Raw genomic sequence first — 16,836 nt, forward strand, 5'->3', positions numbered from 1 at the left:
AGTTCGGAGCACGGGACACGACCTCATCGGCGGTATCGTAAATTTGATAGGTTCGGGTTCCTCCACCACTATAATCAACAGACCAGCGACCATCACTGCCGTCATCATCGCGATAGTTAACACCACCGTCATCCGTATTCCAGACTGACTTATCCTGGGTGTAGCGAACAGCACCGTAATCCTGGTATTGCCCTACAAACTCTCCCGAAGCTCCAGCGGCTACGGTCTCCCAAGTACCGTTACTGTTGCCATCCAAGGTTATATCGTTATCCAGGTATGTGGGATTGCCCTGAGATACAAGTCGAAGAATGTCTTCTTGAGCGCCTTCGGGCATTTGTATGTATTTGCCACGCCATCCAGCTACATCCACATAATAAATCGTTTCATCATTGTCTTTCCACGCCGGCTCATAGGATGTGTTTTGAGTCGTGTTGCCATTCAGCGTTATATTCTCGACCGCATTGGAATAACTAAAATCAAAGAGCGGCATGTAACCGGTGTGGTTCAACACAGCCTGACGATGTGCGTCACTGGGGAGATCTGTGAAGTTTCTATACCCGGCATCCCGATAGGTGTAATTCTTTTGCTCATCGCTGGCACTTTGATCGGGCAGTTCTTCGGTCCCCGCATTATTCCAATCGACTTCATTATTGAAGTAATGTACTCCCTCGATGAGCACTTCTAGGAATTTCTCACCATCCTCTGCATTGGGGTTGTAGTAACCGATCTGCTCAATCGACACATCCATGGTAGTGTAACTGCTGCCGACCTTAACTTGTTCGGTACCAACCATTTCTGTAATTTGCGCGGTCTCCCAGGTAATTTCAGGAACCTGAATAGTCCCGTCTTCAACCTCCTGGTACCCGGTTATGACCTCAACCGTTTCCTCGACGGTCGTGTATATGGGCTTAACGATCGGATCAGGCGTTGCCCCCCCGTCGGGATCCGCATCAAGAATGACACTACCGCCGGATAGAATGCTCACCGTACCAAGCGCTTGCACCAGTCCATCACCACTGATAGTGATATTACCGCCCAGTAAATCATCTACAGTAAGGTTCGATTGCTGTTGCTCGCGCGTCCATGTCATGTCGACACCTGCGCGAAGATCAATACGATCATCGGACGAAACAAAACCGGCGATATTCAGCGTACGTCCGGCATTAAACAATGCACGACCGTTGACCAAGCCCGAATCTTCAATGCCTACCTCAACCCAGCCGTTGACACTGATTTCCGGCGCGCTCAGGTGGACCAGTTGATCCCCTTTAATGATCGCCTCGCGCTCATTTTCGGGGATTTCGTCGCGCTCGGGGTCGATCGCATCGGCCACATCGATCGATTGACGCCCTTTGATATAAAGTTCAGAGTCAACACCAGTTGCATAGATGTAACTGCCGGCGAGAACATTCACATTATCAGCCACAATGCTGAGATCATCGCGAATATCAACATTACGGTGAATATTCACATCCCCTGCCAGTGACACAATATCGAGAATACCGACTTTGGATTCACCCAAATCGCGCTGCCCGATAACACCCTCAATGGTCACATCATCGTTGGAGCGGATCGTAATCGAGCCTCCTGCGGCCGTGTCTAGCGTTCCGCCACTGACATACTCATCATCTTCATCCAGCACAAGGGTTTTAACCAGTACACCAATACCCGACTGATCCGTACCACCCTCAATCACCAATGCGTCTTGCGCTGTAATCAAAGTATCGATTTCCACCTGCGCATAGGCGGTTAAACTAATATCAGCTCCTGCATCTGAGGCCACGACTGCGCCCTTCAGTACCAAATCACCATCGGTGCGCAAATCGATATTGCCATCGACGCCGGCCTCTTCTTCGGTCCAGGCACCTTCGCCTGTGGCATCAACGAATATCGCGCTGCTGTTAGAAAGACTGAGACCGATTCCATCATCATTTAGACCAGTACGAACAACGATACTACCAGTCGATTTCAGGTCTCCGCCGAACTCATCGTTGCCCAGGATCACCGCCCGATCTGTGCGAACATCAATGCTGGCGTTTTTACCCGCCCACACCCATTCACGCGACTCTTCGTCGAAGTCGGCGCCAGCGAGCACCGCACCCACCAGATCCAGGCTGCGAACATCCAGAGTAATGACACTGTCATCCCGCTCGGAGAACAACTGGGCATCTTGAGCAATAGTAAGCTGCCCTCGAGCTTCAATCGCAAGTTCCGTATCTGCTTCGAGTATGGCTCCGCCTTCGTTATCTCCTGCAGAACCCACCTGAATATTGTCACCTTCGAGATAGAGATGCTGACCGTCTCCTTGAACCAGAAGAGTTGTATCGTAGATCGCAATGTCGCCCAGCGCTTCCACCAAAATCGAACCTGCCAGAGACAGGTCACCATGAAGATTCACATCCTCAGTAGCCTCAATAGTCACCTCATGGTCATAACTGGCAGCCGTGGAACTGGTACTGCGAACAACACCAGCGATATCAACTGTGCTGCCGCTCAGATTCATCTTGGCGCCGGTCTCCAGCCAACCAGATTCTCTTTCCACAGTTAACTTACCTGTGGTTGAACTAATATCCAGCAACGACAGGTTTGGATTGTCCGTTCCAATCACACTATTGATAACAACATCATTCAGGCCTTCTATAATGATGCGTCCACCTTCACTAAGGGAGGTCAACGATGAAGTCCCATAGGTTTCAATGCTGACCTCACCGGCTGTCTCTACCGTGCCGGCGGTAATAATGATGTCCTGCTCTGCGATCAAGTCGCCCTTGAGCAGCAGCGTGCCTTCGGCATTGATGACAATATCCGCCAGATCCCCCCCCGCCACTAGGTCACCTTCAAGAACAAAGTGACCCGATGGTGTTAGCTCCATACCCCCATTGAGGGTTTCGAGCCTACCCGTTGAAGTCAGGTTTACGGCTTGAATACCGTCGGCCTCGGTACCACTGTATAGATTGATTGCGTCGTGACCACGAACCCAACCCGCAATAGTGATTTCACCTCCCGCAGCATCGGACCTGCCAATATTGACCGTTGACCCCCGCTTTGAAGCATCAATGGCATAGCCACGACTGGACATTGCCACAGCAGCCAACTGAGTGGCAGTGAACCCCAGACGCTCCGCACCACCGTTTGAAATCGCCTCTATCGTAAAGGCATAGTTACCCCGCAGCATAAGATGGCCGTCATCCAGGCCTACTTCAATCTGGCTGGGATCCAGTGTCTGGGTGCTATTTATTGCGGGATCATTTGTCGGCGAATCAACAACTATAAATTGGGTATTTTCGATAGCCGCCTGCAGGTCATCGCGCAAGAACCCGACACCATCATTGTCGCTGGTATCAGAAGCAGACACCACCACTTCACCTGCGACGGTATGTGTCCCAAGGTCAACCGTTAACAGAAATGCAGTATCTCCGCTGAGATGCCCATCCGCGAATTCGGCAAAACCTTCTGCTACCAACTCCTCCGTCCACGCAGGTGTGAGCACAGACATATCACCGGAAGCTGACAAATTGATGGTACTTTCTTCACTCCAGGTTCTCAGCTGAACCGCACCACCTATCACGATACCTTCGTCAGCCCACGGGTTTTCCTCTGTCGGCTCTTGATCGCTACTGCCTCCACGCACATCGATCAGCTTACCGGCTACCAGGTCGCGGCCTAATTGGATCTGTCCATCGGCAAATATTTCAATGGTGGATGCACCACCATAAGTTTCGAGGGTACTACCCAGGAAGAAGCCCAGGGAATCATAGTGGTTGATCACATCACCACCAGCCACCACTTGACCAAATATGTGTGCATCGCTAGAAGACGTCAAGAGAATACTGCCGTCAGCATTTGATGTTGCTATACGCGTTCCACCAGGGACCAACAAGCCTATCTGGTCGTCACCGATGCCACCATGCAGCTCAACCAGGTCATTGGCGCGAATCGTCGCGCCAATCTCCACTTCATCTCCATCCAGTGAAGTCGTCATACCGGCCAGATACAACTGGCGAGCGGATTTCAGGGAAACGGTGGAATCTTCATCGGACCATTCGATGGTTTCCGACTGTAAAACTCCGTCCTCGTCAAAGACCTGTGAGACCGTACCGCCGGATAGAATCGTACCGCTGATAGTAACATCATCGTCAGCGTCAACACTGACAAGACCACCAGAGCGGTCACTGGTAATACCTGCCGCAGTCAAGCCGCCGGCAGTGCCGATAACAATCGCGTAACCATTATCGTCGTCTCCCACTTCACCGGTAGTCACCAGGTTGACGGACTTGCTCGCAAGCAGTGCCGTATCCACCAGGATTTGTTCGCCAGCTGTAACCGTAATGGTCGAGTCTGGACCACTCCACTCGACACCGGTTTCTCCGATGACTCCGCCAGCAACAACACGACCGAACAAATCAACATCCTGACCACCGGCAAGATAGATATCGCTTCCCGGCAACGTAGTATTTACAGTGGAGGCCGCATGTATGTAGAGACTGGTACCATCATCGCGAGCACCGTCAATGTTGGTTCCATCAACGGCGACACCCCCCATCAAGCTAAGGTCACCAGTAACGCTGGCTTCACCCTCCCAGTAAACCCAACGATCTGATTGAATCAGGAGATCGGAGTCTTCGCCCAGGAGGTTAATATTGCCGCGAACAATTGCATCTTCTTCACCGCTGACGACAAAGTCGGCGTTGTCTTGCAGGGTTGTAATAGTACCTGTTAACAGGAATCCGAATCCGCGCTGACCTAGCAGTTCATGAGGTTCGAGCACTTGAATTTCATCAATAACGCCGTCGTTCCCCGAGTCATAGGCATAGATCAGGTATTGATTGGTGCCATCGTCAATAAGCCAGCGATTGGTGTCTGCACCACTTGGCAATTCACTGTTGTTGTAGTCAACCCCTTGTACAAATGCCGTTCTAAAAGCATCATCACCGGCATCAGGATTAAAATAAACCGCGCTGGTGTACTGCTCAAAACCGGTTTGATCCAGGATCCAGCCCTGCTGATTGGTGGTGTCATTTGAGCCATCATCGAGATTCTCAAACAGCTCACCGGCCTCCGGAATATCTACCGCGCTCCAGTTAATGGTGTCGTTCCAGTAGTCTTTGCCGGGTCCCTGTTCGAAGCTGACTTTGTATTGTTGACCCTCTTCAGCTGTCGACTTGAAATAAACAGTACCGGTCCAGCGCTGATATCCGGTCTGGTCAAGCACACGATTCTGCTGTTCGATTGACAGCGTGAAAAAGCCCCCATCACCCGAGGGTATCGTGATGTCGCCCCAATTCAGGTTGCCGTTGTCATAATCGACACCCTCAGTCAGCTCAAGAACTGTCACGCCCGTATCGCTATTGAAATAAACAGCTTGTTCAACAATTTCATACCCAAGCTGTTCAGCAACGACGGCACGCTGCTCCGCACTTAGCTCAGCGAAGCTGGCATCAGCGCTCGGTGCTCTTGCACCTTCCCAGTCAATTCTGTCGATATCGTAGTCGGCAGCCGTATCCGCGAACTCTTCGATGACACGTTCGGCCTCCGATGCGTCGGGATTATACCATGCACCGTTTTCATAAACGGTGTAGCCCAGGCTCGCCGCAACTCGTCGTTTCTGCTCATCAGAAAGCTCATCGAATGAGGCGCCTTCAGCCGGTGCAATCTCGCCCCACAGAATATTGGCATTGTTGTAATCAGCTTCTGCACCTTGTAGCAACGTGCTGACCAGCTTCTTACCTGGATCGGCATTGTAGTTATAAAATTTGACTTCAATGCCTTCGGCAGCTGAGCTGTCAAGGTATCCGACAACAACCGCTCTCTGCTCCGCAGACAGCTCGGATATCGGAGTATCCAGTGCCGGAATATCCAACTCACCCCAATCTTCAACGGCTACACGCGTATAATCTATGTAGTAATTGCCAGCATCAATAGCTGCCAGTTTCTGAGCAGAGCTTAAATCTTCAAAGCTTGCATCGGCAGATGGCGCGGCCACACCGTAGCTTGACCAGTCGACCAATGCATTACTGTAGTCTACTGCCTCGCCCTGAGAAAAACCTGTCTTAAACCGCTGGTCTTCATCCGCACCGGCATTATAGAAAACCATTCCAGAATACTGGGTATAGCCCGTGCTGTCCGTAAATAAGGTGCCTTCTGTCAAGATCTCGCGGAAGACGCCGGTTTCTTCGTTGAAGTAGCCTCCATTGGCATAGACGTCATAGCCCAGCGACTCGGCTATGGCAGCCTTCGCGTCATCGTCCAATTGACTAAACGCTGTGTAATTGTCAATAGCCTGTGAAGACACGCTCGACAACAAGCTGAGGTTATTTTCTGTAATAAGTGCACGCAGATCGTCGCTGACCGTGCCGGTATTCAATGATGCAATTACAGACTCAATAAAGCCAGGATCGCTGCTGGAAGTTAATTCCTTGCCTGGCAAGGTATCAAAGTATTCGGCCAGATCACCATGGCTGCTTCCTGACTGAATATCCAAAACACCCGAGGTTGTAATAGAGCCGGAAATAATCAGCTCACCAGTAGTATTAATTGACAACACCGAATCATCGCCGGTCTTAACGGCTATCGGCGTCTCACCCTCTCTATCGAATCTTGCGCCGGACAACAGCGCGCTGCCGGCATTTAAATGGATGTAATCTTCAGCATTCAGGATGATTGATGATTCATCCCTTTCTGACTTGATCGTTGCCCCTTCGAGAATGGTGATGCTTGTTCCCGCATTCAAAGCAATGGTCGAGCTTTCACCCTCAGAGAATATTCCTGTGGCACTGACAATAGAATGTGAAGCGTTGATATCCGCCGTTGCGTTATCGTTGATCAGGCTGACCGAGGCACCTTTACTGGCGGTAATGCTATTAATTTCCGCACCATAACTGACCAGGCCATCGACGCCGGTACTGGCCGTCACGTCGATAGTCAACTCGTCGGCGGCGTTAATCCAACCACTGATGACCACCTGCTCTTCGACATTGATATCAAGTACCGGTGCATAGACGCCCGAGTCAGGAATCCCCAGGGGGTCGTTAATATTCTTTGGTTCCACAATGAACAAACGGGAGTCCAAAGTCAGCAATTCGTCGGATTGTACATCACCGACAATATTCATCTTGCCAGCGACCAGCGTTGCCTCATCAGTCAGCTTTGCGGAAAAGTCGAAGAAACCAAACTGCTTGTCCTCAAGATCACCGATAAACATGGTGACATTATCACCGGCATGCCCGATATAAATGTGCTCGAAACCATCCCTCAATGCAGATACGTCTTGCATCGAGAAATCCAGGAAGCCTGATGCACTTCCTGCCGACAAATCGTTACCATAGATTGAATGCCCTGCCCCGCCAATTCGGTAGTTTTGCTCTTCAAACTGGGTAACCAGAGTAAATATACCGGTGCTTCGGACGGAGTCATTACCGCCATGCAAGTCGACATCGTCAGCCACAATAGTGATATTGCCGCCGCTTGTCTCTGTGGACATCAAGCCTTCATCAAAGTCCAGCAATGACTCACGATCTTCAAGCTCGATACTGATTTCGCCATTGCGTGTAAACAGGCCGCCATTGATACGCCCGTCAGCGACCACCAGCAGATCATCCTTCTCCGTTATGATCAGGTCGCCAAATTCAGCACTACCAATGTTGACAACAGAAAGCGCTGCGATTTCAGTATCGAAATCTCCCTTGATACCCTCAGCTTGAATACTGACCAATGCATCCGGAGCGACAAATTTCGCTTCAGTAATATCGACAAGGCCGTCAGATGTCAAAACGAAATCTGTCGCTCCCCAACTTGAATCATCCTCTGTGGTCAGTCGAGTTGTCTCTGCGTGATCAACAAATTCTATGCGTTCAACAGTGTCATCGAAATCGATGGTCAAGCCGTTGGGTTCATATATGAATTGATGATCATTCAACTGGAGAACATCAGTAGACGTAAAATCGTCAACAATCAGGCGGTCAGTTCCAGTGCCGCCAATAATTTCAAGATAACCTGCTGCCTCGACATATATTGTATCGTCTCCGCTACCGGTTTCGACGGTGTTCTGACCATTTTCAATGTAGATAGTGTCATTGCCGTCATTCGAGAAGATGCTGTTCTCGCCGCTGCCCATATTGATGGTTTCTGAAGCAGAGCCGCCAACGAATCTATCATCACCAGCGCCACCATAGTAGGTGATACCGTTATACAAACCGCCAAGGAAATCATCCTTACCAGCGCCACCTTTTACAACACTGCCCGCTGCGCCACCGACAATAACAAAGGAGTCATTCCCCTCTCCGCCATCAAAGTCAAGAACCGCCCGAACATTCCCTGAAACGTATATGTGATCATTGCCACTGCCGCCTCGAGCTACGATTCGGTTGACACCCACGAATGTGGATTTAACACCCAGGGATTCAACGACGATACCCCCGGCACCATTGTCATTAATGGTGACCGATTCATGAATAGTATCATCGTATAAGGTACCACTGCCGTAGCGACCCGATTCATCCCCCATATTCAAATACAGGACATCATCCACCTGATGGGCGATGACGGGAGGATCTCCCCAGCTCCAGAATGCGGAACCGGACACGGTAATTCCCGCGACGGTAGCACGGGCGCTGAGATACGCGCTGGCGGCTGTCAGCTCGATTTCACCGCTGAAACCAGCCAGAGTCTCGTTAATCTCAAAGAGTCCGAGATCAATACTGATATCCAGTGAACCGTAGACACTGGCCGCCAGTCGAGTGTTGCTGAACGTCACCGCCATGCCGGCATTGAGTTCCAGCGGCCCCATATCAACGTGCAGGTTGGCCTCGCCAGTGATTTCGAAATTGCCATCAGAGCGCAGGTAACCACTCACGTCGACCGTCAGCAATCCAAAGAAGTCCAGAGAGGCTTGATCGATGCGCAGCTCGAACACATCGTCAACCAGACTCATACCACCTGCAAATTCGATGTCAAACGCAAGGATATGAATGGCGCCATCCAACTCAAGGTTGAAGGTGGTACCGGCAGCGACCCCTGCATATTCGGTGGTGTCGCTGGTGTTAATTTCCAGAAGCGCGCCCGCTTCGATACCAATCGAACCGATACCCGCCGACAAATAGGTCTCAGCGCTAAGAGCGAAGACCGCCCCTTCGTCCGTGTCCAGAATAGCTGCGGCGCCTCTTACCTCAAGCTCAGCGAGATCGCCCAGCTCCAGCACCATATCCAGTGAGGCCTCAATGCCACTGGAATTCAGCAGCAGATCAACCGAACCACGCATACCGATACCTGCTGGTAGTTCGATTTCCGCCGACCCCTGGATAATCAGGGTTTGTGCCGCTACCTCTGTGGTGGTGAAGCCAACCACGGTGCCATCCTGAACATCCAACGCCTTAACAGAACGAGTTGCGCCAGTCGCATTAAACTGCACCAGGAAGTTACCGGAAATTGCAAAGGCTCCGGCATCGATCAAGGTGGAGCCACCAGGTGCTCCAATCTGCAGACTGCCATAGACCCCCTCCGTCCCCAGGGTCAGGCTACCGGCGACATGAAGAGGCTCGAACAAAGGCATATCGAGTACGCCGGACACTTCCAACGAGGTCAGGAATTCGAAATCACCGGTGTCATCACGAACGTCGGCAACCACCAGAATCGACGCATCGGCTTCAATGTGCAGCGCATCCAGCAATGACAGACTACCGTGACCTTCAGCCACCAGATAAAAATCTACGGGATGATCATAGCCAGTAGGAGTGGCGGAAATAACGATTTGTTCCTCGCCAACCACATCCTGCAGTTCCTCTGGAACTTCATACACCACATCACGTCCAAAGGCGTTCATAGTCAGGCCCATGGACATATCAATGTCGATGGCATCGCCCAAATCGAAGGCGGACTCCATCTCCATTTGCAGCGCGATACCGTCCTGAATCACCAGCAAACCCTGGGCATCGACACCACTGGTCAGCGGGCCTGCGTTAATACGAGCTTCTACATCGGCGAACGCAGTCAGCCCCCCGCTGGCACTGACGCTGAAGTCAAAAGCGCCATCCAAAGTCACTGCATCAAAGACATTAAGCACGCCTTCACCGCGTGCTCGAATCATGAATTCATCAAGATCCAGAATAATGGGGTCATAGGGATCGTTAGACCTGATCGCATAACCAGGATGTTCAACGCCATCAGGGTCTTCCCACTTGGAGCGTGAGAAGTCGATCGCCATAAGCCCGAACGGCAATCCATCCGGATCATAAGACACACTGCCGTCTTCGTTGGTGGTAAATTGATCCGCCCCCAGATAAGCACGGGCGCCAACGTTAAGCTCAAACTTCAGGTCTCTGAATTCCTGCTCCACCCCTTCAATACCAACCAATCCGGCAGAGGTCATACTCGCAGAAGCCGCGACATAGGCGCCGATTGACAGGTGACTGGTCGAGAAGGAAAACTCCGTCGCCGCTAGTACAATAACGTCGAGATCTTCAATAGCGTAGCCGACCGCAGATGTGTCGGGCTCGTCGTTTTCGTCGATGAAACCATCGCCATTGCTATCCTGCCAGTAACCACCCCAACCGATAAATCCGTAGGCATCGTTGACGGCAATGGATAATGTGGTGACATCGGTTTCCGAGCCGTCGGTAAGGAATACGCTTTCACCACCCTTCTTGGTCAGGGTAATACCGCCACTGGCTTGCAGCATGCCGCCGATATTCATCTCTGCGTAGCCAACACCCACACGCAGAATTTCCTCGTCGAAATCCAGATAAACTAGATTGTCGCCACCCGCAAACAGGCCGTAGGCCGCCGTATCTATCTCGCCGTCATTGTCGCGATCTTCGCCTTCATCGAGGATACCATTGCCGTTTAGATCTTCGGTGTAATCAGCGAAGCTCGATGCCCAGTTTATCGATGGAGGCCCAAGCAATTGCAGTGCGCCATTGACCGCCGCGTTAGCTTGCGGCGCGGCAATCTGCATAACAAATGTATTTATGTCGATAAATACATTTTCCATTTCTGCCACAAAGTACTCGTCATCGAGACCAACGATACCGGCCTCACCAACACGCGCAGAACCTGCAATAAACCGAGGTACAAAGTCGGTCCAACCCGGGACTAATTTCACCAGCGTAGGCGTCGCCACCATCATGCCGAAATCGACATCAGAGATCTGAACACCAATGGCGGAGTCATTGGTTTCGTCCAGCTCGTTGATAACGCCATCATTGTTGGTGTCGCTGATGTAAGGCCCACCTACACCGGCAAAGCCATACATATCAAGACCGGCAAGGGTAATGGTTTCCATTTCCATGCCGATGCCTGAGTCACCGAAGAAAATGTCACTGCCGGGAATAGCTTCAATGACGTCATCCGCAATATTCTGGAGAACACCGAGATCAACATCGACATTGATTACCGTCCCCATGGTGAAACCCAAGGAGCCGCGGAGGTAGAGGAATTCCGAGATTTGCAGCTCGGCGAGGCCTACACCTGCTCCTACGCCGCGAGATTCCATATCCAGAATGACAGGGTCCGCTCCGGTAGCCACCTCAAATCCGGCAGCTTTGTTTTCTGTAGCAGGGAATTGTTCCGCGAAGTTTACGTAGGGTTCAATATTAGGCAGTGAAGAACTGCCCCAGTTCAGATAAACCGTAATGTCTTCAAGAGTCGCCGAAATAACATCGCCAATACCCACCAGCCCTGCAGAACCGACTTCGGCTTTCAAACTGTATATTTTGAAGCCGGAATCGCGGGTTTCAAGCGTGTTGGCTGCGCGATCGATGGAAAATGCTGCAAGCGCCACATCGACATCAGACATATGCAACCCGATCGCATCGCCGACGTCGCCTTCACCCCAATACGGCGTGCCCAAGCCCACAAAAATATCGACATCCGATGCACCGAACGACAGATAGTTAAACGCCATATTGTTATAGGTGCCAAGAGCATCAAGGGCAAAATTGGTCTTGACGTCCATGCGAACATTGCTGCCTAGAGAAAGGGCGAAGGTACCCCGAGCGTGCACAGCGCCCAGCAGATGCAGTTCGGCATCAACCAGACTGACCTGCAGAATTTCTCCCAGGCTGCCAGCGATGTCCATGGTAAAGGTTTCTTCGTCGCCCTCCGGCTCGGAATCACCGCCACCAAAGGAGAAGCCGGTGGGGATTTCCAGGTTCTTGGCGGAGTAATCTATTACCCGACCCAGGCTGTCGGCCGTATTGATAACCAGATTCACATCGTCGACTGAAGCTTCGATAATCTCCATGCCAACGATGCTGGCAGAACTCGCGCTTCCTTGTGCCGACACATAAGCCGCACCGCTGTTGACACCCAATGCTACCGACAGACCAAAGTCTATGTCTTCAACCTTCAAACCGATTTCGTCAGGTGTATTGCCATTGACACCTGCAAAGATATCCTGGTCAACCAGTGCGAAAGTAAATAGAACAACATTTTCAGTCGAACCGTCGCTTAGTATGACCGATTCCAACTGTTGCTCAATATTGAAGCTGGTTTCTATATCGATCAAACCGAAGGCCGACAACGCAAAATTGCCTTCGAAGCCAATAAAGGCCCCCAGAGACCCATCAATATCAAATGCCAGTGCATCCAAATCCAAATTCGGATTGATGCTGCTTAGATCAATAGGATTCGCAGCATAGTCGATCGTCAGATTGTCGTAGGACAAAGTATTCAGCGTAAAGCCAATGTCGGTGGCTTCCAGTTTAAAGCCGGGAATAGGTATACCGACAAAACCCATGGAGCCAACGTTGGCCTGCATGGTCGTCCATTTTCTGCTGAGATCAGCTTTGTCTGTGAAAATCGCCAGACCAAAGTCCATATCGGTAATCTGGAAACCTATTTCGTTGCCACTGCCGTAACCGACACCAGCAAAAGCATCTACGCCGCCAGCAGCAACGACAAGACCGTCACCGTTAATTACGGTGCCATCAGACAATGTCAATTCACGATTAGACTTTTGGAAAGCAAAATCGCCGGACAGTGCAAGGAATCCAAACAGATCCACATCGAGTGTACCGGAAATACTGATTGTCTCTCCGGCCATGTCGAGAATCACGCCCTCCTCGTCACCGCCCACATCAACGCCGCCCACCGAACCACCTAATCCATCGGTTAGCACCAGCGGTTGCGCCTGATAATTGATGCTCCGGCCATCGTATGACGCTGTATTAATCGCTACCACCATATCGGTGGCCGACACTTCAAATCCATCCAGACCAACGAACCCTAACTCGCTGGCGTCAGCCTTCATTGAGAACCAATAACGCGAAGGATCGGTGTTGTCGATAACAACAGCCAGTCCCAAATCGGCATCATCAATTTTGAAACCTATCTCATCATCAGTGCCGCCATTTAGACCCGCGAATGCGCTAACGTCTCTCTTACTGAATGTCAACATGGAGACCGAGACGGAGCTGTTATTGTCGAGTGTCAGAGTTTGGAACTCTTGTGTGAAAACGATATCGCGCTGGAACTGCACAAAGCCAAATAGATCGAACTCGAAACTTGCATCCAACGAGAACAAGTTTGCGGTAGAGCGGGCCATATCAAACAGAAGCCCATCTTCCGACCCTTGAGGTTTAATCAGCACAGACTGTGCACTGAAGTCAACCAAGGTGCCATCGGCCGCCTGAGTGTTTATTTCTACAACACCGCTACCTTCGATACCGACGTCTGCTATACCAGTGAAAGCAGCTCGTTCAACATCCGCCTTAATCGCAGTCCACTGGCGGCTTGACTCCGTGTCCTTCATCGTCAGCATGGCGAAGTCAGCGTCTTCGAGCTCGAATCCGATAACGGAATCGCCAGTGTCCAGACCAACGAACGCATTAACATCAATGGCGCCAATTGTCAGCGTGTTTACCGTGGTGGTTTCACCGGTCGTCAATGTGACCTCTTCGCTGCCATTTTCAAAGACGATCACGGCGTCCGCATGGAAGAAGTCAAAGGCCTTCAGTTCTACAGCGCCTGACGCGTAAATAGAGGTACCGACAGTGCCGACCATATCCATCAGAATGGTTTCGTCACTGCCAATTTCCTGGCCATTCTCGGACATCGCTTTAAAGTTAACCGTGGTCGAATCCGAAGCAGCGATATTTATGCCGACGTCGATGTATTCTGCCGAAATGACAACATCATCACCAAGGCCCACCATTTCGGCGGAATCGGCAACCGCCTGCAATCCGCTCCACGTCCGTGGAACGCCAGAGGTGCCGCCAGGCACTCCCTGTTTTTCCGTCAGCAGTGCGTACTGGAAACTAACGCCCGACAGCTGCAAACCGATAGCTTCATCGGTACCGCCGCCAATACCGGCGAAGGCATCGAGATCACCCGCACCGAAGGACAATAAATCCGCCTGAACACGAGTTCCGTTATTCAGGTAAAGATTTCTCGAGGATTTTTCTACCGCGATCCTGCCATTAACCTGGAAGAATCCGTCAACCTGAATATCGGCGTCGAGTGCGACGGCTAACAACTCGCCGCGCGTGCCATCCATATCAATAATCAGGGTGTCTTCGTTTCCGAAGCTTGTACCGAGCTGAGTTTGAGTCGCAGCAAAGTCAATGACAGATCCGGTCACCGACGCCGTGTTGATATCAACATCAATATTGCTTGCACTTAGGGCAAGGTTCTCCGGCAGCCCGACCAGACCGATTGTGTCAGCCTTGGCTTGCAATGCGAACCAGTTCGATCCGGTACTGTTATCGTTTGCAATAATTGCCGAGAAATCCAAATCCTCGATGACGAAACCCTTCCTGTCCTCACTATCACCATCAACACCAACAAATGCATTTACATCACCGGCACCAAAGGTCAACAGGTCCGCGTTGGCCTGCCCTAATTGCCCAATAGCATTGCGGGTTTTTACGACAGCTGAGGAGCGTTCGAAAGCAAAGGTACCCTCGAGAATGACAAACTCGTCGATCACCAGGCTCGCATCGACTTGAATGGCCAGCAACTCACCCTGGAAGTTAAATTTCACTTCGGTTTCGGGACCAGTTGTTACGACGACATCACCAAAACGATTCGCCGTTTCGACGAAATTAATCGTCGTTCCATTAACCGCTGCACGGTTAATTTCGATGCTCGCGTTGCTAATATTCAAGCCTAGGTCTGGAAGACCAAGGAAATCCGCCGTCCCTACTGAGGCTGTTACCGCAACCCATTGATTGGTGCCTGCACGCTCGCCAAATAGACCCAATGCCAAATCAACATCTTCGAGTAGCAGGCCGATATCGTCGTCGGTATCATCAGTGCCCTGATTGTAGCCGGCGAAGGTATCTACGTCGTTCATACCGATCATCAATACATCGGTATCAACAGTTGTGCCATTGCTCAGCACAACTTTCTGGCTGGATTTTTCAACACCAAAGTCACCGCGAACGGCAACCAGGCCAAACAGATCAAATTCAGCGCTGCCGGTCAGCTGTAGGTATTCGCCCTTAGTATCGTCAAGGTCAAATAGAACACTGGTGTCGGGTCCCACAACGACATTTAACTCTGTGGCATCCTGGAAGTCGATCAGGCTGCCATCGAGAGCGGCCTTATTGATTTCAATAGCAACGGTATTGACTTCCATCGTAATGCCGTCAATACCAACGACACCCGCGCTGCCGACGCCGGCTTGCACGGCTGTCCATTTGCGTGTCCCGCCTTGCTCGCTTATCAACGCCAGGGCTAAATCAACACCTTCCAAGCGCAAGCCCAAATCATCGTCAGGGTCTTCAGTGCCTTGGTCGTATCCGGCGAACGCCGAGGCGTTGCTTAATCCAATCGTTAACAAGTCCGCCTGAACGGTCGTGCCGTTTGTCAGTACGACAGATTGGCTCGATTTTTCCACGCCGAAGTCTGCATTGGCTTTGACCAGGCCGAAGAAATCGAACTCGGCACTGCCAGTGACTTGCAGGTACTCGCCTTTGTCGTCGGCCAGGTCGAAGTGCACACTGGCGTCCGGCCCAACGACCACATCCAGATCGGTCGCGTCCTGGAAGTCGATCAGACTGCCATCCAGGGCCGCCTGGTTCACTTCAATGGCGACGCTGTTCACTGCCATGGTGACGCCGTCGATGCCCACAATACCGGCGCTGCCGACGCCGGCTTGCACCGCCGTCCAGTTGCGGGTACCGCCCTGCTCGCCAAACAGCGCCAGGGCGAGATCGACTTCTTGCAGTTGCAGACCGATGTCGTCGTCTTCGGACTCGGTGCCTTGGTCGTAACCGGCAAAGGCGGCGCCGTTGCTCAACCCGATCGTCAACAGGTCAGCCTGCACAGTGGAGCCATCCGTCAGAATCACGGACTGACTGGATTTCTCAACACCGAAGTCGCCAGAGGCTTTCACCAAACCAAACAGGTCAAACTCGGCACTGCCGGTGACTTGCAGGTACTCGCCTTTGTCGTCGGCCAGGTCGAAGTGCACACTGGCGTCCGGCCCAACGACCACATCCAGATCGGTCGCGTCCTGGAAGTCGATCAGACTGCCATCCAGGGCCGCCTGGTTCACTTCAATGGCGACGCTGTTCACTGCCATCGTGACACCGTCGATGCCCACAATACCGGCGCTGCCGACGCCGGCTTGCACCGCCGTCCAGTTGCGGGTACCGCCCTGCTCGCCAAACAGCGCCAGGGCGAGATCGACTTCTTGCAGTTGCAGACCGATGTCGTCGTCTTCGGACTCGGTGCCCTGGTCGTAACCGGCAAAGGCGGCGCCGTTGCTCAACCCGATCGTCAACAGGTCAGCCTGCACAGTGGAGCCATCCGTCAGAATCACGGACTGACTGGATTTCTCAACACCGAAGTCGCCAGAGGCTTTCACCAGACCAAACAGGTCGAACTCGGCACTGCCGG

1 protein-coding gene (cut by a window edge) is annotated in these 16,836 nt (G+C 51.8%); it reads right to left on the bottom strand.

The features are described from left to right. Window positions 1-16,804, bottom strand: partial view of a hypothetical protein gene (locus HBA55_RS33280; RefSeq protein ID WP_206020098.1) — the beginning only. It extends 21,143 nt beyond the left edge of the window; only the first 16,804 of its 37,947 coding nucleotides appear in the window; it begins with the start codon at window positions 16,802-16,804; its stop codon lies beyond the left edge, outside the window. Window positions 16,805-16,836 lie beyond the last annotated feature (32 nt).

Source organism: Pseudomaricurvus alkylphenolicus (assembly GCF_011683955.1).
GTDB classification, from domain to species: domain Bacteria; phylum Pseudomonadota; class Gammaproteobacteria; order Pseudomonadales; family Cellvibrionaceae; genus Pseudomaricurvus; species Pseudomaricurvus alkylphenolicus.